The sequence below is a fragment of the Pseudomonas sp. S2_B10 genome (assembly GCF_054668425.1).
Genome location: NZ_CP162768.1, coordinates 3685739 through 3712147, shown reverse-complemented (window position 1 = coordinate 3712147; position 26409 = coordinate 3685739). Strand labels below are relative to the sequence as shown.

Sequence of the window (26409 nt, the reverse complement as noted above, 5' to 3'; positions counted from 1 at the left end):
TTTTGCTTGATTGATTCTATGCTGATACTACGCAGTGACTGTCAGGGTAGACGCACGCATGAAAAACGGCTTTCGCAGGTCGCAAAAAGGTGCGGTGGCGATCGAATTCGCCTTGGTGTTCATCATCTTTTTCGCAGTGTTTTACGGGCTGGTCAGCTACGGCCTGCCCTTCGTGATGATGCAATCGTTCAACCAGGCCACCGCTGAGGCGGTGCGCCGCAGCGTTGCGGTGGACCCGACCACGCCGAACTATTCGACGGTGGTGGTCAACACCGCCAATGCTGCGCTGACCCAACAACTGCAATGGCTGCCCTCGGCCTTGAATCTGGTGGTCGGCACCGACACCAGTGCGGCTTACGACGCGGGGACCGGCACCCTGACCGTCAGCGTCAATTACCCGGTGAGCAAGCTCAATCAGATCATGCCGTTTCTGGTGCTGCCCGGGATCGGCACGGTGCCTAATCTGCCCACGCATCTCACCGCCCGCTCGAGCCTGCAATTTTGACCGCCGGCGATAAGCTTTTCGGGCGCTTGCTCAAGCGCGCCCCCGTCGCAGCCCACGACTTGCCGGACCACCTCGGCGCGCCGCCGATCGGCCTGCATTTTTATCTGGATGGCAACGGCGATGTGTTGCAGATCGCCGGCCCGCTGCGGCATTTGCTCGCCCAGCACAAACCTCAGGGTCAGCCGCTGCCGCTTCGCGCCTATCTGCTGCCGCATAGCCTGCTGAGCGTCGAAGGCCAGCCGCGGGACTGGCACGGGCAATTGCTCGATCTAGATTTCACCGGCCTGAATGATCAGCCGCTGCACCTGCGCGGCTGGGTGCAGCCGCTGGAGGATGGCTGGCGATTGCAGCTGCTCGACATCGCCGACCTGTTGCTCGAACGTCAGCAAGCGCGCGACCGCGACGCCTGCCAGGCCCTCGCCGCGCAAGTCAGCGATCGTCTGCGCACGTGCAGTCTGACGCGTCTGCCGACGGTGCTTGGTGAACAATTGCAGGCCATCGCCCAGCGCTGGCACATCCCCTGCCTCGCCGTGGCCTTGCTGGATGAACAGGCCCAGGGCTGGCAGATTCATCAACAGTTTCGTGGCCACGACGCCCCGCAATTGTGGGAGGACGGCCAGCCGCTGGGCACGCCGCTGGACAGCCTCAACGGCAGCGCGCCGCAACGCCTCGCCGGCCCGCAGGGCCGCTATGAACATTCGCGATTGCAGGCCACGTTCGGCAACGCCAACGGTTTCGCCGTGCCCTACAGCAATGACCAGGGCGTGGTCGCCTGGCTGCTCTGTGGGTTTTATACGGTCGACAACGTGGCGCCATGGCTGACCGATCGCGACTGGCTGACCTTGGCCGGTGCGCTGGCCGGACCGCTGCTCAGCCGCTTGCGCGAGCAGCGCCATGTGCAATCGATGGAACGTCTTGATTCCCTGCAAAACCTGCTCGGCACTGGCTGGTGGGAAATCAGTGCCGAAGAGCAGATTGCGCTGGCGCCGACGCTGGCCTCGGCACTGAATCTCAGCGATCGCCTGCTGCCGGTAGAAAACTGGCTGTCGCTGTTTCATCCCGCCGACCGCGACGAATTGCGCAGCCGTTTGCGCGCCCTGCAACTGCAAGGAGAAGCGCTGACCCTGAGCGTACGTCTGCACCGCGCGGAGGTCGGCGCAGCAGCGACGTGGTATCGGATTCAGGGTCAGGTCAGCGGCACCGGTGAGCATCGGCGTCTGGTCGGGTTCATGCTCGATATCAGCGACATCCAGAATCAACAACTGCGTGCCGCCGCCGCCCATGCGCGGCTGGATAATCTGATTGCCAGTTCACCGGCGGTGATCTACGTGCAGCGCTATGCAGAAGGTGCACTGATCCCGGCGTTTTTCAGCGCCAGCCTGCAACCCTTGCTGGGCTGGACGCTGGAAGATTGCGATGCAGCAACACTGGCCGAGCGCGTGCATCCCGAAGACCGTGAACTGTATTTCCAGCGCAACCGCCAGTTGCTGCGCGAAGGTTCGTTGCGTGCGCGTTATCGCCTGCGCGACAGCCGTGGCGACTATCACTGGCTGCTCGATGAGGCAAAACTGCTGCGCAACGATCTCGGCCTGCCGGTCGAGGCGGTGGGCTTGTGGCTGGACGTCACCGACGCAACGCTTGCCGCCGAGCAGGTGCGGCAGAGCGAGGAGCGTTACCGGATTCTGGTCGAGGACTCGCCGGCGATGATCTGCCGTTATCGCCCTGACCTGACGCTGATCTTTGGCAACCGACCGTTGGCGACTTATCTGGAATCCACCCCGGAACAACTGCCCGGGGTTGATCTGGGTGGCTGGATGTCCGAAGAACAGCGCGGCGCGTTTGTGCAGCGCCTGAGCCAACTGACCCCGGAACAGCCAGTGAGCACCGCCGAAATCAGCCTGCAATTGCCCGGACGCGAACACGCCTGGTGGGTGTGGTCGGATCGCGGCGTGTTCGACGAGCGCGGCCAGTTGATCGAAGTGCAAGCGGTGGGCCGCGACAACACCGAGGTGCGCCGCTCGCAACAACAACTCACGCAAAGCGCGAAAATGGCCACCCTCGGCGAAATGGCCACCGGCCTCGCCCACGAAATCAATCAGCCGCTGAACGTGATGCGCATGGCCATCGTCAACGTGCTCAAGCGCCTCGGCAACGGTGATGTACAGGTCGATTACCTGACCGACAAACTCAACCGCATCGACGCTCAGGTTCAACGCGCGGCTAAGGTGGTCGACCACATGCGCGTGTTCGGCCGGCGCTCGGAAATCGAACAACAATTGTTCAACCCGGCCCAAGCCATCGAAGGCACCTTGTCACTGCTGGCCGAGGGCATGCGCGGCAAAGGTGTCGATTTGCGCATCAGCGAGACTGCTTTCGAGGCGCAGGTGCGCGGCTACGTCGATCAGCTGGAGCAGGTGCTGATCAACCTGATGGTCAACGCCCGTGACGCCCTGCTCGGCAAGCGCGAGCACCACCCGGCATTCAAACCGTGGATTTCGATCTACGCCGAGCGTGACGAGGAAAGCGTGCGGCTGTGGGTCGAGGACAATGGCGGCGGTATCGATCCGCGTTTGCTGGAGCGGATCTTCGAGCCGTTCTTCACCACCAAACCGATTGGCGTCGGCACCGGCCTGGGCCTGTCGGTGAGCTACGGCATCATCGCCAACATGGGCGGCCAGTTGAGCGTGCGCAACTCCACGGAGGGCGCACGGTTCTGCATCGAATTGCCGATCGCCAGCGACGATCAGATCACCAGATAGGCCTTGCCGGTCTGCCCGCAGGTCATGTTGGCGCCCACCTCGGTGTTCATCAGATTGATGCCCAGACCCTTGAGCAGATTGTTCAACAGCGGATCAAGCAATGGGCTGATCAAACCGGTGACCACCGGCAACAAGCGGTTGCTGACATCGCTGATCAGTGAAGCCACACCGGTGACGATGGCGCCCAGCGGATTGCTGCCCACGGGTTTGTAGACGATCAGGTTGATGCCGGACAGCGTGTTTGCCAGGCTGCCGACGATGTTGCTGCTCGGCGCGGCCGGCAGCAGGCTCGGCGGCAGTTTCAGATTGGCCGGGGTGGCGAAGGGAGTGGTGCTGGAAAACAGCAGATTCTGCGTGGTCTGCGCGACGCTGGTGTCGAGTTTGAGGGCGATGCCGCCCGCGCCGTATTGCACGTGGGAGGCGGCATCGCAACTGCCGATGCCGAGAATCTTGTGGCAGGTGATGATGCCGAGATCGACCAGCGGCAACGGCGCCACCGTTGGTTCGGCGACTGAAGAGAACGCCGCGACAGGATCGATCTTGCCGAGTTTGAGATCTGCCAGAGAGGTTGTGGTGGCGGCAGTCAGGCTTTTGCTGTCGGTATCGCCGGTCGGGCAGCGGTAATCGGTGACATAGCTTTTCGCCCCGCCGGCATCCAGCGCGATGTCGATTTGCGGTGAGGGCAGCAGCTTCGGATCGAGCTGTTGGCAGCCGGCACCCAACAGGCAGAACACTGAATTGAGCGTGTCCACCAGATTCAGGCTCAACAGCGCATTGAGCGTCGGCGTCAGCGTACCGACCAGGCCCAGCAACGCATTGGTCAGCCCCGTCACCCCCGAGAGCACCGGCAGATTCGCCGACAACAACGTGCGCACCTGCGCCGTGCGCACATAAATCCGGTCCGGTCCCAACGGATCGGCCTTGGCCCGCGCCGGGTCGCCAATCGCCGAGAACTGCGGCGGTTCGATCACCTTCACCCGCACCGTGACACCGGCCAGCCCCAGCACGTTGACCGGCAAGGTCGCCGCCACCGCGCTCTTGCTGTTGGCCAGTTGCACCACGCCCTGCACCAGTTGCAGCAATTGCAGATTGGCATCCAGCCCCGCCGCCGTAGTGCCGGTCTGCAGTTGCAGGATCTCGCCGAGTCTGACCGGCGCCGCGTTGATCGCGGCGACCTGCAACTGGCCCAGCGCGGTGACCACGTGCGCGGTCGCGCCGTTGAGCTGCACCACCGTCGCCGCTGCCTGAATCAGTTGCGTCACCGTCGCTTGGGTGTTGAGCAATTGCGTGTAGTTGCCGGCGCCGACGTTGAGGTCGATGGCCAGTTGATCGAGGTATTTGAGCAGGTTGATATCGGTGTGCAGCAAACCGTCCCAGCCCACCGCCGTGAGGTTGACGTTGCCGCCGAGCAGCCCGGAAAACAACGGATTGAGGATGTTCGACTGCGCCGTGTCGATGCTGGCGAGGGTGCTGCGAATATTCAGTTGGGCGACGGTCGGCTGCGGTTTCGCGGCAACTGCCGAAGCATTGAGCGTGGTATTGAGGCTGACCGGCGTGGCGCTGAACAACGCCTGCACACCGCCAGCAAAACTGCTGGTGACCGTACGACTGGCAGCGACTTTGACTGCGCTTGATTGCGTGGCATCGACGGTGAAACTGCGCACACCACTGGCGGCGGTGGCCAGCGTGCCGCAGGTGGTCGCGAGCGTATTGGCGGCATCGACCACGTAACCATTGCGCAGCGCACTTTGCCCGGCATAACTGGCGGCGGTCAGCCCGGGCAGGCAATTGCCGCCGCGACTGACCGCTTCGAGGGCGGCGGTATCGACCACCCGCTGCAATTTGCGCTGTTCCATGTACAAGCGACCGCTGTCGACCACCAGCAACATCATCACCAGCGCCAGACTCAGGGTGGCGGCTGCCATCAAGCCGATCGCCCCGCGTTGCCGGGCCGGGCCGTTGCCTTGCGATCCTCGCGACATGGCGCACTCCTTTGCCGGCGCAGTGCCGAGCGCTACCTCCGTTGGTGAAAATGAGTGTAGACGCGGTCGGTCGAGAGTGCTGGCGTGGCGCCATTCCTGTCACCACCGCCACGGTGGGAGCGAGCCTGCTCGCGAAAGCGTCGTGCCAGAGGATTCAATGCTGAATGACACACCGCCTTCGCGAGCAGGCTCGCTCCCACAGGGACGGTTCAGAGCGGTTCAACGCGGTGGATAGTTGGCCAGAATCCGTGCGACGGTCTCGCGAATGGCATTGCTGCGGTCAGCCGGATTCGGGCGGTTGCTGAGCATTTGCTCATCGCTGCCACGCCAGACCAGTTTGCCGTCCTTGCCGTCGAGCAGGTCGATCTGAATGGTCGCGACCTTGTAGGTAATGTTGCGCGTTTCGTTGTACATCGGCGCGCCCCAGTAGCCGTTCCACGGACCGCCCCAACCGCCGCCGTAATTGGTCGTCACCTGCTGCTGTCGATCCTCGACGATCAGGTAAGTCTGCACGCTCAGATCACCCTTGCCGCCGCCGGCAGCCGGACGCAAACCGCGCTGATCGAGTTGATCGGACACCGCCTGGCGGATGCGCTGTTCGGTCAGGTCGCTTTTGATGCGCGGATCATCGGGGCGATATTGCAGGGCCGGGTCTTTCCAGCTCCAGCTGCGATACGCGGCAAAGTCGCGGCTGGCGTCGAAATCGTGATTGACCTGATTGGCGGCGCAGGCACTGAGCAGCGCAGCAACAGCGAGTAGAGCGAGACGGCGGAACATGATTTTTCTCCGGGTGAAGACATGAACCTGCTGACACGACGTCAGCTGGGAGGATACGCCGCCATGGCTTTTTCCACAGCCTCGCGGATCGCATCGGCGCGTTCGATCTGATTGCCCTGGGTGCCGGTCTCGGCGCTGGCGCTCCACACTGGCTGACCATTGCCGGCATCGAACAGATCGACCCGCACCACCACGACCTGCTCTTGATAGGTGCGCACGATCGGCACGCTGTTGTACATGCCGTAACCGCGACCATAACGATCATAGCCGCCGTATCCGCCGTAGTAGCCGTAGTCGTCGCGAACCTGGCGCAAACGGGTTTCCAGACGCAGATCGGCGCTGACCAGCAGGTCCGCCGGGCGGTTGTCGCGCATCGGCCGCAAGCCGCGCTGGTCGAGGGCGTTGCTGACCGCCTCGGCGACCTGCGCCGAGTCGGCCCACGCCGTGCCCGGCGGCAACTGCCCGTTGCGCCAGGCCCAGTTGCGGTAGCGCCCGTAATCACGCGGCGGCGCCGGGTAGGCGCTGCGGTCGAAGGTGGTGGCGGCTTGCGGCGGTGCCGGCGGCAACGGCCGTGACTGCGCCACGTAGGGGTTGCTGCCTTGGCAAGCGGCCAACCCCAGACTTATCAGCAATAACCCGCATCGAGCTTTCATGTCGCGCTCCGCTCAGATCGGCCGGCAGATCCAGTGCAAGTAACGCCCAAGCCCGGCGAAGCCTGGGTGACGACGGTGCGCGAGTTCCATTTCCAGCAAGTCCGCCAGTTCGGCGCGGGCCTGGAATTCCACCGGCATGTAATCGTGAAATACCCGTACGCCGCTCTGACTTTCGACCTGCCACATACCGGCGAGTTGCGTTGCCAATTCCCGTGGGTCGAGAGGCTGCTGCGGGGTTAGGCTCTGCTTCTCGCCGGCCATGACGTTCTTGCGCATTTTCTTGAAATGGCCCTTGAGCAGATTGCGATAAATCAGCGCATCACGGTTGTAGAACGCCAGCGACAGCCAGCCGCCAGGGTTGGTCAACTGATGCAGCACCGGCAGGATCGCGTGGGGTTCGGCGAGCCATTCCAGCACGGCGTGGCAGATCACCAGATCGTAGGGCTCGGTGAGCTGACCGGGCAGTTCCTGCCACGGCGCCTGTATGAATGTCGCGGTGTGTCCGGCTTCGGCAAAACGCTGGCGCGCACCCTCGAGCATCGGCTCAGCCGGCTCGGTGAAGGTGACGTCATGGCCGCGCTCGGCCAGCCACAGCGACATGTGCCCAAGGCCCCCGCCGATATCCAGCACCCGCAGCGGCCGATCCGGCAAGGCCTCGCTCAGGTCGGCCTGCAACACCGCGAGGCGAATCGCGCCTTTGGCGCCGCCGTAGATTTTTTCCGCGAAGCGCGTGGCCAACTGATCGAAATGACGGTCGCTCATCAGCTGAACCGCCGTTCGCTGTCGGCGAGCTTGGCGCGCACCACTTCATTCATGTCCAGGCCCAGTTCGCTGCACAGCAGCAACAGATACAGGACGATATCGCCGACTTCCTGCCCGGCGTGGGCGAGCTTGTCCGCCGGCAACTGGCGCGACTGGTCTTCTGTCAGCCACTGGAAGATTTCCACCAGCTCGGCCATTTCCACGCTGGCGGCCATGGCGAGGTTTTTCGGGCTGTGAAATTGCCGCCAGTCATTGCGGTCGCGAATGGCATGCAGGCGTTCGGTCAGTTCAACAAGGTTCATCGGGCTCTCCTGAAGACGCATAGCTTCGGGGGGATGCGGGCTGAAGGCAAGCAGCGCAGATGATCTATTGTGGGAGCGAGCCTGCTCGCGAAAGCGATGGATCATCCAGACCGGATTTGCCTGACACGCCCCCTTCGCGAGCAGGCTCGCTCCCACACATGATCCGGGCAAACCTTCTATCATGCAGGGAACTCGGCCGCCCTCGGCGTGGCCCAAGGCTCAGCTCTTTCATCAGGGATGCACACATGCGTGTAGAAAGCTTTTTCGAATGGCTAGGCCAGGCACTCGGTTCGGTCATCCGCTTTATCGTCGATGGCCTCAGCGGCCTGTTCAATATGCTCAGCAATGCCGGCGGCAACTTTGTCGACGGCCTGGCGCAAACGCTGGGGATGGACACCTCGATCATCAGCATCATCGCCCTGATCGTAGGCCTGATGCTGCTGTGGTCGGCGATCCGGGCATTCATGAACGCGTCGATCATTGCCGGGATCATCTGGTTGTTGCTGGGGTTGTGGTTGTTGAGCTGGATTATTCACTAGCGCTTCAAAAGCCCCTCACCCCAGCCCTCTCCCAGAGGGAGAGGGAGCTGACCGCGTTGCTTTGAAATTCTCCACCGACCTGGAATATCGAGTCGAACTCACGCTTGAGAGCGACGAAGATCGGCCCCCTCTCCCATTCCCGGAGAGAGAGGGAGCTGACCGCGTTGCTTTGAAATTCTCCACCGACCTGCAATATCGAGTCGAACTCACGCTTGAGAGCGACGAAGATCGGCCCCCTCTCCCATTCCCGGAGAGAGGGGGAGCTGACCGCGTTGCTTTGAAATTCTCCACCGACCTGCAATATCGGGTCGAACTCACGCTTGAGAGCGACGAAGATCGGCCCCCTCTCCCTCTGGGAGAGGGCTGGGGTGAGGGTGTTTCTGCCGCTACAATCCCCGCTCCCCCAAGGAGCCTGCATGTCCTCACTGATTACCGACTGGCGCGACCGCCCGACTCACCGCAAGGTCTGGGCACTCGCCGCGCCGATGATTCTTTCCAATATTTCCGTGCCGCTGGTGGCGCTGGTCGACAGCACTGTCATTGGTCACTTGCCCCATGCCCATCAATTGGGCGCGGTGGCGGTCGGCGCCAGTCTGTACACGTTTCTCGCCTGGGCGATGGGTTTTCTGCGCATGGGCACCACCGGTTTTGCCGCGCAGGCTGCCGGGCGCAGCGATGGCGCGGCGTTGCGGCAGATTCTCTTGCAGGGTCTGTTGCTGGCACTGGGCTTGGCCGTCGTGCTCGGCGGCCTCGGCGTGCCGCTCAGCGGCGTCGCTCTGCACTTCATGCAGCCGTCGGCGGAGCTGGAGCAACTGACCCGGGAGTTTTTCCACACGCGCTTGTATGGCCTGCCCGCCGCGCTGGCGACGTATGCGCTGGTCGGCTGGTTCCTCGGCACGCAGAACGCCCGAGCGCCGCTGGCGATTCTGCTGAGCACCAACCTGATCAACATCGCCCTCAATCTTTGGTTTGTCATTGGCCTGGACTGGGGCGTGGTCGGCTCGGCGCGGGCTTCGGTAATCGCCGAATGGAGCGGCGCCCTGCTCGGCCTGTGGCTGACGCGCACGGCATTGCGCGCCTATCCGGGGCAGATCATCTGGTCGGCACTGAGAGTCTGGCAGAGCTGGCGGCCGCTGCTGGCGGTCAACCGTGACATTTTCATCCGCAGCCTCGCCCTGCAATCGGTGTTCTTCCTGATCACCGTGCAGGGCGCACGGCTCGGCGATGCGACCGTAGCGGCCAACGCGCTGCTGCTCAACGGCCTGCTTCTGACGGCCCACGCACTGGATGGCCTGGCCCACGCGGTCGAAGCCTTGTGCGGCCATGCCATTGGCGCGCGGGATCGCCTGGCATTGCGTCGATCGCTGGTGGTGGCCGGCGGCTGGTCGCTGATCGCCAGCCTCGGGTTTGCCGTGCTGTTTCTGCTGGCGGGGCACCTGTTCATCGAGATGCAGACCGATATTCAGAGCGTGCGCGAGACGGCGTTCGTCTACCTGCCCTACCTCGCCGTGCTGCCGCTGATTGCGGTGTGGAGTTACCTGCTCGACGGCCTGTTCATCGGCGCTACCCGCGCGCGGGAAATGCGCAACGGCATGCTGCTGACGGTGTTGTTGCTCCTGCCGTTCGCCTGGCTCTTGCAAGCGTTGGGCAATCACGGCCTGTGGATATCTTTTCTGCTGTTCATGGTCTTGCGCAGCGTGACCCTTGGCGCGCAAGCCCTGTGGCTGAAACGCCGCGATGGCTGGTTCAGCGGCAAGGCTCACTGACGGACAGTCAGCCCGCGCCCCACTGCCGACGCAGGAAGTCGAGCCGTTCCGGCTGCGTCAATCCGGCCGGCGGCACAACCAGCACGGCGCGCGGATTGAGCAGGCGCAGCCACAGCCAGCCATCCAGCACAGCACGATCGCTGAAACCCAGCGCCAGACCTTGTTGCACATGCACAGCGATCGTCTGGTAATCAACGCTCAGAGACTGGCACCAGCGCCAGATGTGCTGCTCCAGCAGACAGGTTTGCAAGCGCTCGCGCTGGCGCCGGGTCAGGCTTTCTTCGATGCCCAAAGGTTCGACGAGCAGGCCGGGATTGCGCAGCTGTTGCCAGCCCTGACTGCCAATGGCGCGGTCGGCCCAGGTGCCGCCAAACCAGCGCAACTGGCGGATTGGCCCGAGCCAGCGACTCAGTTGCGCGGCGTCGCAGGCGTCGAAGAAATAGCTGGCGGTCTGACGGTTGTAATAGCTGAGCAAGGCCCGGTGATTCAAACCGAACGAGACGGTAAGCATGCGCTGCAAGTGGCTGAGCAGCTGCTGCGCCGGTATCTCGCAGCTCAGCAACAGGCCACGCCAGGTGTCCGGATCGCGCAGGCACAAGGCGGTCAATGCCGGACTCTCGCGCAAGTCGACGAGGACCGGGCCGTGCTCGCTGACCGGTTGAAATTCGGTGCCGTCAAACAATCGGTGCCGCTGCACATCGGCAAAGCCCTGGCGCAAGGTCAGCAGGGCGCGTGCCGCGTCCGGGGTGTCGAGCAACAGCCATTGCGCCATGGGCTCAAGCGCCGCGCCGCTCATCGTGCGCTGCTCTGATCGAGCGCGGTGAGCAGCCGGCAACTGCACACGGACTCGGCGCAGTGGTTGAAGCTGCCACCGCCCGGCATCAGGCACAGCAGCAGCAACGGCTCGCCAGACTGCAACAGTTGCTGCAACCCATCGCTCACCAGCAGTTCTGGGAGCGATACCGGATCATCGTCCTCGACCGCAGCCTCTGGCAACACTGAGGGCTGGAGCACGCCACTGACCACCGGCTGATCGGGGTCGCCCTCAAGAAAACTCACCACCACTTCCACACCATCAGCGAGTGCCGCCGAGGGCAGCTCGTTCAAGTCAGGCGCGAGGGGCAGCCAGCAATGACTCGGCGAAGCCCCTTCGCCCTGATAGAGCCAGTCGAATTGCACCGCCACCGGCCGCGAGCAATCCGGCTGCGGCTCATCGACGGTGACCACCCAGGCTCGCTGCAGGCTGTGCATGCGCTGCTTGGACTGCGCAGCGGCAGGCGCACAGACGGGTACCCGCGCGGCCGCGAACAGGCGATTGCAATAGGGCGGTTCGAGAGACTGATCGGCACGGTGCTCGATGCGGGTCAGCAACCATGGGCGGTTGCATTCGATGAAAGGATGGTCGTCCAGGGGCAACCACTGACCGCTGCGCAAGGCGGGCAGATCGCTGTGGCCTTCGGCACTGGGGCCTCGCTGGCTGGCCTGCGAGTCTTCGTGCAGTTGCCATTGGCGGACGGCTGGAGCGACGCCACGCTGGTCATGCTCGCCCTGATAGGGCGCGACGTCTGCATGGGGCATCCGTGTCGGATCGTCGCCGAACACCAGGCAGTGCCTGTCGCGGTGATGCTCGAAGTAATAGTGAATGCGCGCCTCTGCGCACAGGCGCTGGAGCAGTTGCAGATCGGATTCGCGGTATTGCGTGCAGAAGGTGCGGGTCGGGTAGTCGCTATGCAGGTCAAAACGTCGTTGCAAGCCGACGATGCCATGCTCGCGCAGAACCTGTTCGATGATCTGCGGCACGCAGCGGCCGCTGAAAATGCGCTGGCTCAAGCGCAGGTCGAGGCAGTCGAGCCTCGGTCCGAGACGCACTCGACACAAGCGCAAGCCATGGCCATGCTCGTGCTGGACAAGGCTGTGCAACTGGCCGTGCACACCCTGGCCGGGCGAGCCGAAGCACAGGAACGCAGAACGATGCAGCAGGCTGGCAAGATCCAGATGCGGATCGTCGATCACCACATCGATCTCGAAGGCAAAGGGTTCGCTGAGCGCTTCCCTTCCGGTAAAGGCGAGAACTTCGAAGGGGTCGGACAGGCCCGCTACATCGAGACGAAACGACGGCTCGTTGACTGGATCGAACATGGGCGGATCTCTACAGGAGGGGCGGCCGGGGATTCTCGCCGAGAGGCATGGCCGAGTAGAGAGGCGAAGTACAACTTAGGAAATGACCTACGCGAAAAGCAGACCAGATGAGTTTGCTGACCGTGATCGCACAGGTTTTCGTGAAAAAATCAGGAGATGTCCCACCGGGTTGTCCGAATTTTCCACAGCTTGCGGAAAAAAATCGGACAACCCGGGCGGAACGCTATCGGGTCTCAGGAAGACAGATAGGAGGAGCGGGTCAGGCCCAGACGCAAGGCATCGAGGAACTGCGTGCGCTCGCTGGCACTGATGCGGGCACTGGCGCACTTGTCGCGGTAGTGGGTCATCAGTTCTTCCGGCGACAAGTGCACGTAACGCAGCATGTCTTCGATGGTGTCGTGGGTCTCGATACCAGCGTGGTACACGCTGCCATCGGCGTTCTGGTAGATGTTCACCGAGTCGGTGTCACCGAACAGGTTGTGCATGTCGCCGAGGATTTCCTGATAGGCGCCGACCAGGAACACGCCCAGCAGGTAATCTTCGCCTTCATTCAACGCGTGCACCGGCAGGCTGGTTTCGATGCTCTGCTCGTCGACGTACTGGTTGATCTTGCCGTCGGAGTCGCAGGTCAGATCCTGCAGCACCGCGCGGCGCAGCGGCTCTTCGTCGAGGCGATGCAGCGGGATGATCGGCAACACCTGATCGATCGCCCAGGTGTCCGGCAGGCTCTGGAACACCGAGAAGTTGCAGATGTACTTGTCGGCCAGCTTGTCGTTGAGTTCGTCGAGCACCTGGCGGTGCGAACGCTGACGCGCTTTCAGCGAGTTGTGCAGGCGCCGGCACACGGCGAAGTAGCACTGCTCGGCGAGGGCTTTTTCCGCCAGGGTCAGCTTGCCGTCGGCATACTGCGCGGCGACGTCGCTCATGTAGTGCGTGGCGCGCCAGTAAGTTTCGGTGACCATTTCGATGTCGGTCGGGCCGAGCAGATCGACCAGCCACTGCACGGTTTCCGGCAGGCTTTCCTTGTTTTCGATCAGCGGGATTTCGTCGTTGTGTTTCTCGACGTCGGTGACCTGCACAACCAGCATTGCGTGGTGCGCGGTCAGCGAACGGCCACTCTCGGAGAAGATGTGCGGATGCGGCAGGCTCTGCGCGTCGCAGAATTCCTTGAGCATGCCGACCACCACACCGGCGTAATCGTCCATGTCGTAGTTGATCGAACTGGCGTTGCGCGAATGCGTGCCGTCGTAGTCGACACCGAGGCCGCCGCCGACGTCGATGTGATCGACCGGCAGACCGAGGTTGCGCAATTCGCCGTAATAACGGATCGCTTCCTTGAAGCCGTGCTGATAGTCAGCGAGGTTGGCAATCTGCGAACCCATGTGGAAGTGCAGCAGGCGGATGCCCTGATCCAGACCGGCGCCACGGAAGCGCTCGACCACCGACAGCAGTTGCGCCGCCGACAGGCCGAATTTGGATTTTTCGCCACCGGTGTCGGCCCATTTCGACGAGGCCAGCGACGACAGGCGCACGCGCAGACCCACCTGCGGCTTGACCTTCAGCGAGGCGGCTTCTTCGATCACCAGGCCGACTTCGGATTCTTTCTCGATGACGATGAACACGTTATGGCCGAGCTTCTGGCCCATCAGCGCCAGACGGATAAACTCGCGGTCCTTGTAACCGTTGCAGACGATGGTGCCGCCCTTCGGCGCCAGCGCCAGCACGGCCAGCAGTTCAGGCTTGGAGCCGGCTTCCAGACCGATGGAAACGTTCTGGGTGGCGATGATGTTCTCGATCACCGCTTCCTGCTGGTTGACCTTGATCGGGTACAGCGCAGTGTATTTGCTCTGGTATTCCAGGCGCTCGATGTTCGAATCGAAAGCACCGGTCAACTGACGGACACGGTCTTGCAGGATGTCGGGGAACCGCACCAGCAGCGGCAAGGACAAACCGCTCTTGCGCAGTTGGTCGACTTGCTCGAACAGATCGATAGGCGAGCTGCTCGGGCCGTTCGGACGTACTTCGACGCGACCGGCTTCATTGATCGCGAAATACCCGGCCCCCCAATGGCGAATCCCGTAAACGCTGCGGCTGTCCGCAACTGTCCATTGGCTGCCATCGTCTTTACGTGTGCGTCGTACGGACATCGAAGTCCCCTATAAAGAAGTCAGAGTGCGTCGCCTGAAGTGCAGGCCGGCGCAGTCTAAAGAATGAAAATGACGGTTCGTCAGTGCGGCGGTAGACCGCACTGACTGCGTGGAGTTTAGAAACCGGTCATGAACAGGCTCTGTGAAAACCATGGCGACGACGCCGGATCCGAGAACACTCGAAGCCGGATCAAGCCGCCGGAGGGTTTCACAGAGGCTGCTAGCCGCCGGATTTCTTCGCTTTGAAACCGTGCTTGATCAGCTCTGCCAAGAGTAGCTCGACGTGATCGCCCTGGATTTCGATGATGCCGTCCTTCAACGCCCCGCCGGTGCCACAACGTTTCTTCAACGTCGTCGCCAGCTCCTTGAGCGCGTCTTCGGCCAAGGGCACGCCGGTGATGGTGGTCACCGTCTTGCCGCCACGGCCCTTGCTTTCGCGACGCACGCGGGCAATGCCGTCACCGGCCGGGATCACGGTTTGTTTGCAGATACAGGCGTCCACCGGCTTGCTGCATTCCGGGCAATGACGACCTGCGTCGGTGGAAAATACCAGGCCGCCCAGGGCGGCGAAGGATGCGGCTTTCTTGGCCACCGGCAATCCTCTCGGGAGGACAAAGACTGATCGCAACCTTGGGCAAGGTCAGCGACCGCGAAGCCCCACTCAGGCAGGGGCAGCGCTACTGCATCGGAAAACTTTGAACGCTGGACTGAATCTGTAGGAGCTGACGAGTGCAACGAGGCTGCGATCTTTTGATCCTGATCTTTAACGGCAAGATCAAAAGATCGCAGCCTTCGGCAGCTCCTACGGTAAATCTGCAGGCCAACCTCAAGCTATCCGGTGCAGCTTGAAAAGGTCGCGCAGTGTAACGGCAAAAATCGCGATTGCTAAGTGCCAATCGGCGCCAATTCATGTGTTCTTTGCGACGTTGCTTTGCTGCGCCTTGAGATAGCGCCTTAACGCGGCCAGAGAGTCCGGGCAATAAGGCTTTTCGCTGATTTCGCGCATGACCTGTTCGACAGGGATGAATCGCGCTTCGAGGACTTCTTCCGGCTGCAGTTTCAGCGGCCCGTCCCATACAGCGGAAAATGCCGAACACCACAGACGGTTGCCGGTGTCTTCGAAATAGAAGTGATCGTGAGCGGTGAGTTCGACGCCGCTGACGCCCAGCTCTTCTTCCAGCTCGCGCGCCGCCGACTCGGCATAACTTTCGTCGGCCTGGACCATGCCGCCTGCGGCAACATCCCAGTAACCAGGATAAATCGCCTTGCTCAACGTACGGCGGTGCACGCACAGCTCACCGGCGGAGTTGAACAGCATGATGTAAGTGCCACGGCCAATCAGCCCGCGCTCACGCAAATCGGAGCGCACCAGAGCGCCGAGCAGGTTGTCCTGTTCGTCGACCCAGGCGATCTGTTCAGCGTCCGAGGCGGCGCGATGGGCCGCCTCTCTTGTAGTCTGGCTCACGTATCAGCCCTGATTGAGCAGTTGACGCAAATCGATCACCGCAGCGTTGGCCCGGGAAATATAGTTGGCCATGACCAGCGAGTGGTTGGCCAACACGCCGAAACCGCTGCCGTTGAGAATCATCGGGCTCCACACCGGCTCTTGCGAAGCCTCCAGCTCACGGATGATCTGGCGCACGCTGACGGTGGCGTTCTTCTTCGCCAGCACGTCGGCGAAATCGACTTCGATGGCGCGCAGCAGATGCGACAGCGCCCAGGCCTGGCCGCGTGCTTCGTAGAACACGTTGTCGATCTGCATCCACGGGGTTTCCACGACTTCTTCGTCAACCTGCGGCACTTCGCCGACTGCCGGAACTTCGGTCTTCAGCGCAGTGTTGAGCTTGACCCGGCCGACACTGGCCGACAGGCGTTGCGACAGCGAACCGAGACGGGTACCGACATCGCCCAGCCAGTTGTTGAGGTTGTCGGCGCGCGCGTAGAACAGCGCGTTTTTCTGGTTCGGATCAGACAAGCGCGACTGATAGCGGCTCAGGGAGTTGATGCCTTCCTGGTATTCCGACTCGCTGGACGGCAGCACCCAGCTCTTGTTGTCGAAGTTGAAGCGCGGTTCGGCCTTGGCCAGATCGGCGTCTTCGGCCGACTGCGATTGCGAACGGGCAAAATCCTTGCGCAGGGCGCGGGTCAGGTCACGCACCTGCACCAGCACGCCGTATTCCCAGCTCGGCGTGTTGTCCATCCACAGGCCCGGCGGGAAACGGTCATTGGAAATGTAACCGCCCGGCTTGTTGAGCAAGGTGCCGGCAACGGTCTTCAGGGTCTCGACCGTGGTGTAGCCGACCACCATTTGCTTGCCCTCTTTCTCGGCAGCGACCTGGGCGTTCTGCGCCACCGGAAACAGCTCCGGTTCCTGGCTCCAGTACCAGCCCAGCGCGATGGTGACCAGCAAATACAGACCGATTACTGTGGCCAGCGCCCGGCTGAACAGCAGCCCGCCGATATAGCTGCGGGTGGCCGACTTGGGCTCGGCGGCACGTTCAGGCGCGCTGCCCGCGCGGTTTTTCCAGTCCAGCATGGCGATATCCTTTCAATCACTTGGGTTCAACGGTTCGACCACAACCATACAACAACGTGCCAAGGCCTAGCACCCGCTATCGCGGCACTGGCGCAAAACAAGCGAAGGACGTCGCGAACGAAAGGATAGACGCAGATTTCAGACGTTGAAGATGCGCAGCGAAAGCTGCCGCACTTGGTCGTCGGTAAACAGATGTGCAATGCCTTGGGCGTCAGTTCGTTGCTGACTGGGTATTCCATCGATCGTGGCGATGTAGGCCTGCGCGGGCAACGGCTGACCGGTCACGCTGTCGACCAGACGAAAGATTCGTGCGGTGCGGGTGGGCTGCTCGGGCGGGTTGTTCATCAGATCGAGTACGGCCTGTTCAAACACCGCTTCAGCGCCCTGCCAGTAGCCATAGTCGGCTTCGGCTTTGATCAGGCACCATTCACCCTGTTTGATCTGCGCCAGGACTTCGCTGTCCAGATTGATCATCAAACCGGCCCGCAGTTGATCCAGACCTTCGAGCGGTTGGCGCATGCTCAACAGACTGCTGACGTGCTCCAGCGCCTCTTCCACGCAACAGACATGCTGGCGCTCGTGGTCGGTCAGGCTCAGCTCACGGACCAGCCTCATCGAAGTCCCTCGCCTTGCCACTCGTCCGAACCCATCGTCCGGCTGATTTCGTGGCGCCAGTAGATGCGCCGGTAGCTGAAGTGGACTTTCTCCAGTTGCGTAAGGTGCGACGTGCCGCTGTCGAGACAGTGCGGCATCAATAGTTCGCTGCCGACGACCAACGCATCCTCCAGTTCCACCGTGTAGAAGTGCTCCTGCACGCCGCTGGCCGAAGTGCGATAAAACTCCACGCGGCATTCGCTCAGCAACTCGCCGCTGGACAGCGCCATATTCAGCAGGGGCGAAGCCTTGTCGAGGGTTTTGGTGATGATCAATGGCCTGTGCATCCGCCGCCCGGCGCCCTGGTCCTTGGGGATGTACATGCCATGGCTGAGGGCCTGCACCATGATCTTGTCTTCACGCCCGCTCTGGTAGGTATTGCCCACCGAGGCTTCAGTGAAAGCGCCGGCGGTGATCAGGCCCTGGCGGCTGCCGTGGATGGTCATGAAGGCTGGGATGGGCATGAGATGGCTCCTTTTTCGGGTAGGGGTGGGAGGAAGTGATGGGATTCGATGCGGCGATCTTCGATTTCGTCGAAAGGAATCCAGGGTTTCGCCACGGCGAGAGTGATGAGGTAGCGCTCCTGATCGAGATGTCTGGAATCTCTGAAGCGTCCTAGAATCAGCATTGCCTGGTATTTGTCGCCGGCCTGCCAAAATGACCGCCCAGAAAGCACTCCTTGTCTGACGTATGCGCGCCAATCGGGGGTGTCCGTAATTGTCGGGTCGCCCTGCGTACCCATCGGTTTCCAGCCTTTTGCGCACCATTGGCTCTGCAGATCGGTAACAACCTTCATGGCGTCCTCAATCAGCAGAGGTTCGATTTGCGGAGACATGCGGATGCTCACGGTCAGATTATTGACGAACGTCACGGTGAAAAACCGAGCCAGCGGCGTCTCGAACCCGTACTGCGGATCAACGAAGCGCAGACGTGCATCCGTCTTCGGAATGCCACCGGAAACAGTCTTGCTGCCGCGATCCCACACACTGAACGGAGCGGTTGAATGTGCCTCCATGTACTCGTAGGTTTCGCCGATCCTCAAGGTAATGACTGGATCATTCCATAGCGGCTGCATCAATTGCCGCAAGGCGGCCAGTGCAGCAGCGGAACAAACAACCATCCACACCCACCGACGTAGGCCGATTTGCCCAAGGCGCAAGCTCATCAGCCCTCCTCCCGCACCGCAATCTCGCGAATTGACTGCGCCAACAATTCTCTGTTGCTGTCGTTGAGCAACAGATCAAAACGACTTGCCGCCCGCAGCACAAACTTCATTCGCTGGTCGATATCGGACAAATCCGCCAGCGGGCTGCTATCAAAATCAATGGTCCGGCCATCATCGACACGCTGGCATTGGCTGGTCAGCGTCAGCTCGATGGCCTGAGCGACGCCGGAAGGGAAGTTGGTGACATAAGAAAAATGATTGCCGCGCAAAAGCGCAACCAGGTGGCTGTTTTCGTAAATGGTCGGCTGGAGAATATTTTGCTGCTCGTGCCACGCCAAATGCTTCACGCTTTCGGCGATTTTCCCAGCCTCTATTGCTTCAAAGGCCACCTCTATCTCGGGGTATGCATCCCCGAACCTGAGGGTGTCTTGCCCGACCGGCCAAAGCACCGGCCACTTCGCATGCCCTTGAATCTTCTCCCGGTCGCGAAGACATTTCTTCAACTCCGCCAATCCCCGCACCGCATAAAACTGATGCAACGGATAAACATCCAGAAACAGCGTGGTATTGCCCATCGCCATCATTTTGTAGACATGCCGGAACTGTTGCTCGGCCACCGACAGCTCTTCACCTGGCACCCGGGCATCCATGACAGACAGCGGATTACGCGCCTGAGCCTGTTGATATTCACGCAGGTCTTCGGCCTGTCCCGGCATTTTTTCCGGCGTGAGCAATCCGGATTCGCGTCGGCTGTCTCGCAGCCGCTGCCGCGCTTCGTATTCCTCGCGGATGCGTTCGATACTCTGTGCCGCATGCAGCAAGCCACAGCCGACCTGCTTGGAGGCAAACGCCGCCAGGCCCGCCCATTGAAAACGTGAGTCGTGCAACCACAACCGGGCATAAGCCGCGTTGATCGCCCGGTTGCGCGCGACCGGATCGGCAATCAGCACGCCGTTCGGGGCGACAATTGCCTCGGCGGCGCGCTGATAGCGCCGCCAGAGGCATTGGCAGGTCAGCACTGGCACCTCTGTCACCTGCACCCGCTCGCCGTACAACAGCTCTTCGTCGCAAGCGCAGTCGTCGATGGGCCTGATGTTGTGATTGAGGCGCTGGGCATCACTGGCGAGTTCGGTGAAACATTGGCTCATGATGGAAGGGCGGCAGCTAGGGGAATCCCTGAACCGTACCAGCCAATCTGGCCGGTGAAAGCGCGTAGAAGAAAAATCAGAAAGCGCTGTCAGACGCCGCCTATCAAGACCGGTGAAATGTCGACAGCGCTGGCCGGATTGCTCGCAAAATCCCAGCATGCGGGCACTTGGTCGAAATCAGAGGTAAAAACAAAACCACCCGGTCAGAAACTGAATCGTGTCGTTCAGCAGATTATTGACGTACGACACTCGTCTAAGGGAAAAGAGGTGCTAGCATAGAGCCACCAGTCGATCTCAGCATGCACCCTAACTAGTAGTCAGGATATGACCGAGCCAGAAGACCCCAGCCGTGAGCGTCTCAAGCACCACTTTGCCCAGCGGGTAATTCATCAGGCACGTCAGATTCTTGAGATATGGCAGCGCCTGCAACGCAGTGAGTGGTCCACCGTCGATCTTGCCGAACTGAGCGAGGCGAATCTGCGTCTGCTGCGTTTTGCCGAGCGCTTTGAACAGCCGGAACACACTCAGTTGGCGCACCACATCAGCCAGTCGCTGCAAGCGGTGGATGCCAACCGTGGGCGCCTCAGCAGCGGCCTGATCACTGATCTGAATCGGTTGATGCAGCGCCTGTCGCGTACCGGCCTGCGCCATGGTGATCAGCTCGACCAGACGTTCCTGCCGCCGCTGCGCAAGCCGATCTACGTAATGTTGCAGGATCACGACCGCGCCGAACGCCTGGCCAAGCAGCTCGAATTCTTTGGCCTCAGCGCACAGGCACTGGACAGTGTCGCGGCGTTTCGCTCGTCGATGGTCGAGCGCTTGCCCGCAGCGATTGTCATGGACGTGGATTTCAGTGGCCCCGGCATCGGCCTGAAACTCGCCGCCGAAGCTCAGGTCGGCCTCGAAGAACCGCTGCCGCTGCTGTTCTTCAGCCTGCACGAAACCGACACCCCGACCCGCCTAGCCGCCGTGCGCGCCGGTGGCCAGGAATTCCTCACCGGCACCCTTGAAGCATCGAGCCTGCTGGAAAAAATCGAAGTGCTGACCTGCGTCGCCCAGTACGAGCCTTATAAAGTGCTGATCATCGACGACTCGCGCGCCCAAGCCCTGCACACCGAGCGCCTGCTCAACAGCGCCGGGATTGTCACCCGCACCCTGATCGAACCGATTCAGGCAATGGCCGAGCTGGCGGATTTCCAGCCGGACCTGATCATCCTCGACATGTACATGCCGGCCTGCACCGGCACCGAGCTGGCCAAGGTCATCCGCCACAACGACCGCTACGTCAGCGTGCCGATCATTTACCTGTCGGCCGAGGACGATCTGGACAAGCAGCTCGACGCCATGAGCGAGGGCGGCGATGACTTCCTGACCAAGCCGATCAAACCGCGGCACCTGATCACCACTGTGCGCAACCGCGCCGCCCGCGCGCGCAACCTCAAAGCACGGATGGTCCGCGACAGCCTCACCGGCCTGTACAACCACACGCATATTCTGCAATTGCTCGAAGACTGCTCGTTCCGCGCCCGCCGCGAGAACAAGCCGCTGAGTTTTGCCATGCTCGACATCGATCACTTCAAGCGGGTCAACGACAGCCATGGCCACCCGATGGGTGACCGGGTGATCAAGAGCCTCGCGCTGTTTCTCAAGCAGCGTTTGCGCAAGACCGATTTCATTGGCCGATACGGCGGCGAAGAGTTCGCCATCGTCATGCCCGACACCGATATCGACGCGGCGCACAAAGTCCTCGACGAGATTCGCCAGCGCTTCGCCGAGATTCATTACCCGGCGCAGCCGCAGGACCTCTGGTGCACGTTCAGCGCCGGCGTAGTAGAAATGTGCGATGACTCCGACAGCCTGATGATGGCCAGCCAGGCCGATGAGGCGCTGTATCGCGCCAAGGGTGCAGGACGCAATCGGGTGCAGACCGCGCGCCAGTCAAAGCAAAGTGCCACTTTTTCATCGGAATCCACTGATTCGGTCATAACCTTGTAATAGAACCGCAATAAATTCAGGCGCTTACCATTCCTGCCGTTGGTAGCCGTCATGCGCCTGAAGTTGCTCACCAATCTCAACACTCTGCTGCTGGTCGCCGTCTGCGTGGCCCTTGGCGCCACGCTGTGGTGGTCGCAAAAAGCCCTCGAACGCCCCTATCTGTTGATGGAGCGTTACCTGGGGCTGTCGCAACAATTTCAGAATGAAGTGGCGCGCAACGTCGAGGATTATCTGGCCAGCGGTGACGCGCTGCGCCTGAGCAGTGCCGCCCAGGCTATCGACAGCGTGCAAAAGCAACTGGGTGACTTGCCCCCGGCGCTGGCCGACACGGTACGGCCAAGCCTGTCGAGCCTCGATGAATTCAGCAAAACCGACCTGCTCGCCGCCGGCAAACTGGCTGGCGATCCGCAGGCGCTGCTGTTGCAGGCCGAACGCGAACTCAGCGCCAGCCTCGACCAGTTCAACACCTACGCCAATGGCAACGCCGCCTACCTCGCGCCACTGCTCGCCGCATCTCAGCATCTGGGCAAACTGTCGCTGGCGCGGGACAAACTGGTCAGCAGCGGGCGCAGTGAGCTGGCCGCCGATGTCGAGCGTGAAGTGAGCAACATGCGCGCCCAGGCCGAGGCCATCGATGCCCTGCCCTTGCTCGGTGTGGTCGCCAGCAACGAATCGAGCAGTGACGATTTCGCCGCGCTGATGGGCATCGAAAACACCGACAAAGCCGCCGCCGAAGATGCCGGTGTCGGCCTCAAACGCGAACTCAACAGCTTGCTCGGCCGCTATCCGGCGGAACTGGCGCGCACCCGCGAGCAGATCCAGAAACGCGCCGAGCTCAGCGCCGCGACCCACGAAAAAATCGCCAGCGTGCAACACGCCATCGCCGGCCTCGAACCGGTGGTACGCGCGCAACATGGGCAGATCCAGGGCGAAGTGCGGCTGATGCAAGGCGTGATGATCGGCCTGATTCTGCTGATCGCCCTCCTCATCGATACCTTGCAGCGGCGCCTGGCCCGCACCCTGACCAACCTCGCCCCAGCGCTGTCGACCTGGGCCGAGGGCGATTTCAGTCGCGACATCCAACTGGGCAAGACCAATCGAGAACTGCACGACATCGAAGCCTCGCTCAACCGCTTGCGCGCCTATCTGGTGGATCTGGTCGGCACCATTCGCGGCAACGCCGAGCAGGTCGCGGGCAGCAGCCGCACCCTCGCCGAACTGAGCAATGACCTGCACAGCGGCGCCGAACATCAGGCCGGCGATACTGCGCTGATTCGCGATTCGCTGGGAGAACTCGAGGCGACCATTCAGCAAGTGGCCGGCGATGCCCGTCAGGCTGCCGACGCCAGTCGTCATGCCGGTCTCGCCGTCGAGCATGGGCAGGCTGTAATCGGCCAGAGCCTGACCGGACTGCATGCGCTGGTCGGTGAGGTTCAAGGCAATGCGCAGATGATCGAACATCTGGCAGAAGAATCAGCAACCATCGGCGGCGTGCTGACAGTGATTCGTTCGATTGCTGACCAGACCAATCTGCTCGCCCTGAACGCCGCGATCGAGGCGGCCCGCGCCGGGGAGATGGGCCGTGGTTTTGCCGTGGTCGCCGAGGAAGTGCGCTCGCTGGCACAACGCACCGCCGGGGCCACGGCAGAAATCCAGACGCTGATCGCCGGTCTGCAGACCGCCGCGCGACAATCGGTCGAAGGCATGCGCGCGCAGGTCGAACACGCCGAAGCCACGGCCAGTCAGGCGCAAGCGGCGGACGGTGCACTGGACAAAATCGTTGGCGCGATCCAGACCATCGCCGACACCGCCGTGCGCATCGCCGATGTCACCGCGCAGCAAAGTGGCGCGGTCAGCGAGATCCGCGATCACAGCGAGCGCATTCATCAATTGGGTGGGGATAACCTGCTGCGCATCGGCCAGGGCCGCGAACAGGGCGAGAACCTGTTGGTTCTCGGCGGCCAATTGCATACGGCCGTTCAGGCCTTCCGCGTCTGACATACCACCTTCGCGAGCAGGCTCGCTCCCACATTGGAATGCATACCCCTGTGGGAGCGAGCCTGCTCGCGAAGGCGCCAGCCCAGTCACTACAAATGACCGGATCCTGATCCTCGGTCACAAATTTCGCGCAAACATCGCCCATCGTGCCGCCTATTGCATGGAACTGGACAGTCACAAAGGCTTTGCGGCATAGTCGCCGGGTTCTGACGACTGCTCATTGATAACAAGGACAACGCAGATGGCGACGCTACTGGTGCTGCACGGCCCCAACCTGAACCTGCTCGGCACCCGGGAACCGGGGACCTACGGGTCAACGACCCTGGCGCAGATCAATCAGGATCTGGAGCGGCGCGCCCGTGAAGCCGGCCATCATCTGCTGCACCTGCAAAGCAACGCCGAGTACGAATTGATCGATCGCATCCACGCTGCACGCGGTGAAGGCGTGGACTTCATTCTGATCAATCCGGCGGCTTTTACGCACACAAGTGTCGCATTACGTGACGCGCTGCTGGGAGTGAGCATCCCATTCATCGAAGTGCATTTGTCCAACGTGCACAAGCGCGAACCTTTCCGCCATCACTCCTACTTCTCCGATGTAGCGGTAGGAGTGATCTGCGGCCTTGGCGCCAGCGGTTACCGACTGGCCCTGGAGGCCGCACTAGAGCAGCTTGAACACCAAGCTATACGCCCCTGACCGACCCTTGGGAGTTGATGATTCATGGATATCCGTAAAGTTAAGAAACTGATCGAATTGCTGGAAGAGTCCGGCATCGACGAGCTCGAGATCAAGGAAGGCGAAGAGTCCGTACGCATCAGCCGCCACAGCAAGACCCCGGCGCAGCAGTACTACGCGCCAGCCCCGATGCAGGCTCCGGCCGCTGCCCCTGCTGCCGCGCCAGTCGCTGCCGCTGCTCCGGCCGCCGCTGCTGCACCCGCGCTGAACGGCACCGTGGCCCGTTCGCCGATGGTCGGCACCTTCTACCGTAAATCTTCGCCAACCTCGCCTGCCTTCGTTGAAGTCGGCCAGACCGTGAAGAAAGGCGACACCCTGTGCATCGTCGAAGCCATGAAGATGATGAACCACATCGAAGCTGAAACCAGCGGTGTGATCGAATCCATCCTCGTCGAAGACGGCCAGCCGGTTGAGTACGACCAACCGCTGTTCACCATCGTTTGAACCGCGGAGAGCCTTTGATGACTGCGAAGTTGGAAAAAGTTCTGATCGCTAACCGCGGTGAGATCGCCCTGCGGATTCTGCGTGCCTGCAAAGAGATGGGCATCAAGACCGTCGCCGTTTACTCCAAGGCCGACAAAGAGCTGATGCACCTGGGTCTGGCAGACGAATCCGTCTGCATCGGCCCGGCGTCCGCCGCTCAGTCTTACCTGCACATTCCGGCCATCATCGCTGCCGCTGAAGTGACCGGCGCTACCGCCATTCACCCAGGCTACGGTTTCCTCGCGGAAAACGCCGATTTTGCCGAGCAGGTCGAGAACTCCGGCTTCGCCTTCATCGGCCCGAAAGCCGACACCATCCGCCTGATGGGCGACAAGGTATCGGCCAAGCACGCGATGATCGAAGCCGGCGTACCGACCGTTCCTGGCTCTGACGGCCCGCTGCCGGAAGACGAAGAAACGGCGCTGCGCATCGGTCGTGAAGTCGGCTACCCGGTGATCATCAAGGCCGCCGGTGGCGGTGGTGGTCGCGGCATGCGCGTGGTGCACAAGGAAGAAGACCTGATCGCCTCGGCAAAACTGACCCGCTCCGAAGCAGGCGCGGCGTTCGGCAACCCGATGGTCTATCTGGAAAAATTCCTCACCAACCCGCGCCACGTCGAAGTGCAGGTACTGTCCGACGGCCAGGGCCACGCCATCCACCTGGGCGACCGCGACTGCTCGCTGCAGCGTCGTCACCAGAAGGTTCTCGAAGAAGCGCCGGCACCGGGCATCGACGAGAAAGCGCGCCAGGAAGTATTGGCTCGCTGCGTCAAGGCATGCATCGACATCGGCTACCGTGGCGCCGGTACTTTCGAGTTCCTCTACGAGAACGGCCGTTTCTACTTCATCGAAATGAACACCCGTGTTCAGGTGGAGCACCCGGTTTCGGAGATGGTCACCGGTATCGACATCGTCAAGGAGATGCTCAGCATCGCCGCTGGCAACAAGCTGTCGTTCACTCAGGATGACGTGGTCATCCGCGGTCACTCGCTGGAGTGCCGGATCAACGCTGAAGATCCGAAGACCTTCATGCCGAGCCCGGGCACGGTCAAGCATTTCCACGCCCCAGGCGGCAACGGCGTTCGCGTCGATTCGCACCTGTACAGCGGTTATGCCGTGCCACCGAACTACGACTCGCTGATCGGCAAGCTGATCACTTACGGCGCAACCCGCGACGAAGCCATGGCACGCATGCGCAATGCCCTGGACGAAATCGTGGTCGACGGGATCAAGACCAACATCCCGCTGCACCGTGATCTGGTTCGTGACGAAGGCTTCTGCAAGGGCGGTGTGAACATTCACTACCTCGAGCACAAGCTGGCCAAACAGTCGTAAGGCTGAAGCGGCATGAAAAACCCGATCCC

The 26409-nt window shown here is 61.8% G+C and carries 25 protein-coding genes; 9 read left to right on the top strand and 16 right to left on the bottom strand.

The genetic code is table 11. The features are described from left to right. Nucleotides 1–58 precede the first annotated feature (58 nt). A complete protein-coding gene (locus AB4O45_RS16525; protein WP_024011435.1) occupies nucleotides 59–505 on the top strand; it encodes a TadE/TadG family type IV pilus assembly protein in 447 nt (148 codons plus the stop codon). Continuing rightward, nucleotides 502–3264: an ATP-binding protein gene (locus tag AB4O45_RS16520; protein ID WP_460160314.1), complete on the top strand. Its 2763-nt coding sequence runs from the start codon at nucleotides 502–504 to the stop codon at nucleotides 3262–3264. The genes AB4O45_RS16525 and AB4O45_RS16520 overlap by 4 nt, the downstream gene beginning before the upstream one ends. Here the strand turns inward: AB4O45_RS16520 and AB4O45_RS16515 are convergent. From AB4O45_RS16515 to AB4O45_RS16495, 5 genes are all read right to left on the bottom strand, one after another. Continuing rightward, a complete protein-coding gene (locus AB4O45_RS16515) occupies nucleotides 3249–5246 on the bottom strand; it encodes a pilus assembly protein TadG-related protein (RefSeq protein ID WP_460160313.1) in 1998 nt (665 codons plus the stop codon). The two genes, AB4O45_RS16520 and AB4O45_RS16515, sit on opposite strands and share 16 nt — an antisense overlap. A gap of 219 nt (nucleotides 5247–5465) precedes the next feature. Then, a complete protein-coding gene (locus tag AB4O45_RS16510) occupies nucleotides 5466–6023 on the bottom strand; it encodes a DUF4136 domain-containing protein (RefSeq protein ID WP_041480657.1) in 558 nt (185 codons plus the stop codon). Nucleotides 6024–6064: 41 nt separating this feature from the next. Then, nucleotides 6065–6676, bottom strand: a complete 612-nt coding sequence (locus tag AB4O45_RS16505; protein ID WP_056787719.1) for a DUF4136 domain-containing protein — start codon at nucleotides 6674–6676, stop codon at nucleotides 6065–6067. 12 nt (nucleotides 6677–6688) lie between these two features. After that, nucleotides 6689–7438 carry a methyltransferase gene (locus AB4O45_RS16500; protein ID WP_460160312.1) on the bottom strand — a complete coding sequence of 250 codons (750 nt, stop codon included), beginning with the start codon at nucleotides 7436–7438 and terminating at the stop codon, nucleotides 6689–6691. After that, entirely contained in the window at nucleotides 7438–7740 is a 303-nt protein-coding gene (locus AB4O45_RS16495) for a MazG-like family protein (RefSeq protein ID WP_016771852.1), read from the bottom strand. The genes AB4O45_RS16500 and AB4O45_RS16495 overlap by 1 nt, the downstream gene beginning before the upstream one ends. Before the next feature lie 245 nt (nucleotides 7741–7985). On the opposite strand from AB4O45_RS16495, the gene AB4O45_RS16490 reads away from it, so the two are divergent. After that, on the top strand, nucleotides 7986–8279 hold the full coding sequence (locus AB4O45_RS16490) for a hypothetical protein (protein ID WP_039757018.1): 294 nt from the start codon (nucleotides 7986–7988) through the stop codon (nucleotides 8277–8279). Between the two features lie 4 nt (nucleotides 8280–8283). Here the strand turns inward: AB4O45_RS16490 and AB4O45_RS16485 are convergent, their stop codons facing one another. Continuing rightward, entirely contained in the window at nucleotides 8284–8697 is a 414-nt protein-coding gene (locus tag AB4O45_RS16485) for a hypothetical protein (protein ID WP_457264475.1), read from the bottom strand. On the opposite strand from AB4O45_RS16485, the gene AB4O45_RS16480 reads away from it, so the two are divergent. Beyond that, on the top strand, nucleotides 8696–10045 hold the full coding sequence (locus AB4O45_RS16480; protein ID WP_457264477.1) for an MATE family efflux transporter: 1350 nt from the start codon (nucleotides 8696–8698) through the stop codon (nucleotides 10043–10045). The two genes, AB4O45_RS16485 and AB4O45_RS16480, sit on opposite strands and share 2 nt — an antisense overlap. Nucleotides 10046–10052: 7 nt before the next feature. On the opposite strand, the gene AB4O45_RS16475 is transcribed toward AB4O45_RS16480, so the two are convergent. The 10 genes from AB4O45_RS16475 to AB4O45_RS16430 form a co-directional block, all read right to left on the bottom strand. Then, entirely contained in the window at nucleotides 10053–10841 is a 789-nt protein-coding gene (locus AB4O45_RS16475; RefSeq protein WP_252868741.1) for a DUF4123 domain-containing protein, read from the bottom strand. Further along, nucleotides 10838–12184: a type VI secretion system Vgr family protein gene (locus tag AB4O45_RS16470; RefSeq protein WP_252883114.1), complete on the bottom strand. Its 1347-nt coding sequence runs from the start codon at nucleotides 12182–12184 to the stop codon at nucleotides 10838–10840. Before AB4O45_RS16470 ends, AB4O45_RS16475 begins: the two co-directional genes overlap by 4 nt. 233 nt (nucleotides 12185–12417) lie before the next feature. Continuing rightward, the gene (gene speA / locus AB4O45_RS16465) at nucleotides 12418–14331 is read right to left on the bottom strand and encodes an arginine decarboxylase (RefSeq protein ID WP_016771856.1); all 1914 of its coding nucleotides are present in this window, start codon (nucleotides 14329–14331) and stop codon (nucleotides 12418–12420) included. 220 nt (nucleotides 14332–14551) lie between these two features. Next, nucleotides 14552–14923, bottom strand: coding sequence for a translation initiation factor Sui1 (locus AB4O45_RS16460; protein WP_007914613.1), 372 nt, complete (start codon nucleotides 14921–14923; stop codon nucleotides 14552–14554). A 315-nt stretch (nucleotides 14924–15238) separates the two neighbouring features. Beyond that, the gene (locus AB4O45_RS16455) at nucleotides 15239–15796 is read right to left on the bottom strand and encodes an NUDIX hydrolase (protein WP_041480663.1); all 558 of its coding nucleotides are present in this window, start codon (nucleotides 15794–15796) and stop codon (nucleotides 15239–15241) included. Between the two features lie 3 nt (nucleotides 15797–15799). After that, nucleotides 15800–16867, bottom strand: coding sequence for a DUF2333 family protein (locus tag AB4O45_RS16450; RefSeq protein ID WP_236169645.1), 1068 nt, complete (start codon nucleotides 16865–16867; stop codon nucleotides 15800–15802). A 138-nt stretch (nucleotides 16868–17005) separates the two neighbouring features. Further along, the gene (locus AB4O45_RS16445) at nucleotides 17006–17482 is read right to left on the bottom strand and encodes a hypothetical protein (protein WP_460160311.1); all 477 of its coding nucleotides are present in this window, start codon (nucleotides 17480–17482) and stop codon (nucleotides 17006–17008) included. After that, nucleotides 17479–17985: an Hcp family type VI secretion system effector gene (locus AB4O45_RS16440; RefSeq protein ID WP_150638191.1), complete on the bottom strand. Its 507-nt coding sequence runs from the start codon at nucleotides 17983–17985 to the stop codon at nucleotides 17479–17481. The genes AB4O45_RS16445 and AB4O45_RS16440 overlap by 4 nt, the downstream gene beginning before the upstream one ends. Further along, nucleotides 17964–18686, bottom strand: a complete 723-nt coding sequence (locus AB4O45_RS16435; protein ID WP_423664319.1) for a hypothetical protein — start codon at nucleotides 18684–18686, stop codon at nucleotides 17964–17966. Before AB4O45_RS16435 ends, AB4O45_RS16440 begins: the two co-directional genes overlap by 22 nt. Beyond that, nucleotides 18686–19834, bottom strand: a complete 1149-nt coding sequence (locus tag AB4O45_RS16430) for a DUF2515 family protein (RefSeq protein ID WP_305382133.1) — start codon at nucleotides 19832–19834, stop codon at nucleotides 18686–18688. The genes AB4O45_RS16435 and AB4O45_RS16430 overlap by 1 nt, the downstream gene beginning before the upstream one ends. Before the next feature lie 324 nt (nucleotides 19835–20158). On the opposite strand from AB4O45_RS16430, the gene gcbA reads away from it, so the two are divergent. The 5 genes from gcbA (at nucleotide 20159) to accC (ending at nucleotide 26380) form a co-directional block, all read left to right on the top strand. Next, nucleotides 20159–21829, top strand: a complete 1671-nt coding sequence (gcbA, locus tag AB4O45_RS16425; protein ID WP_016771860.1) for a diguanylate cyclase GcbA — start codon at nucleotides 20159–20161, stop codon at nucleotides 21827–21829. Between the two features lie 51 nt (nucleotides 21830–21880). Beyond that, nucleotides 21881–23827, top strand: a complete 1947-nt coding sequence (locus AB4O45_RS16420) for a methyl-accepting chemotaxis protein (protein ID WP_460160310.1) — start codon at nucleotides 21881–21883, stop codon at nucleotides 23825–23827. A 241-nt stretch (nucleotides 23828–24068) separates the two neighbouring features. Beyond that, complete coding sequence (aroQ, locus tag AB4O45_RS16415; protein ID WP_016771861.1) at nucleotides 24069–24524, top strand: type II 3-dehydroquinate dehydratase; 456 nt, start codon at nucleotides 24069–24071, stop codon at nucleotides 24522–24524. A gap of 24 nt (nucleotides 24525–24548) precedes the next feature. Continuing rightward, nucleotides 24549–25007: an acetyl-CoA carboxylase biotin carboxyl carrier protein gene (accB, locus tag AB4O45_RS16410; RefSeq protein WP_016771862.1), complete on the top strand. Its 459-nt coding sequence runs from the start codon at nucleotides 24549–24551 to the stop codon at nucleotides 25005–25007. 17 nt (nucleotides 25008–25024) lie between these two features. Then, complete coding sequence (gene accC / locus AB4O45_RS16405) at nucleotides 25025–26380, top strand: acetyl-CoA carboxylase biotin carboxylase subunit (RefSeq protein ID WP_024011424.1); 1356 nt, start codon at nucleotides 25025–25027, stop codon at nucleotides 26378–26380. Nucleotides 26381–26409 lie beyond the last annotated feature (29 nt).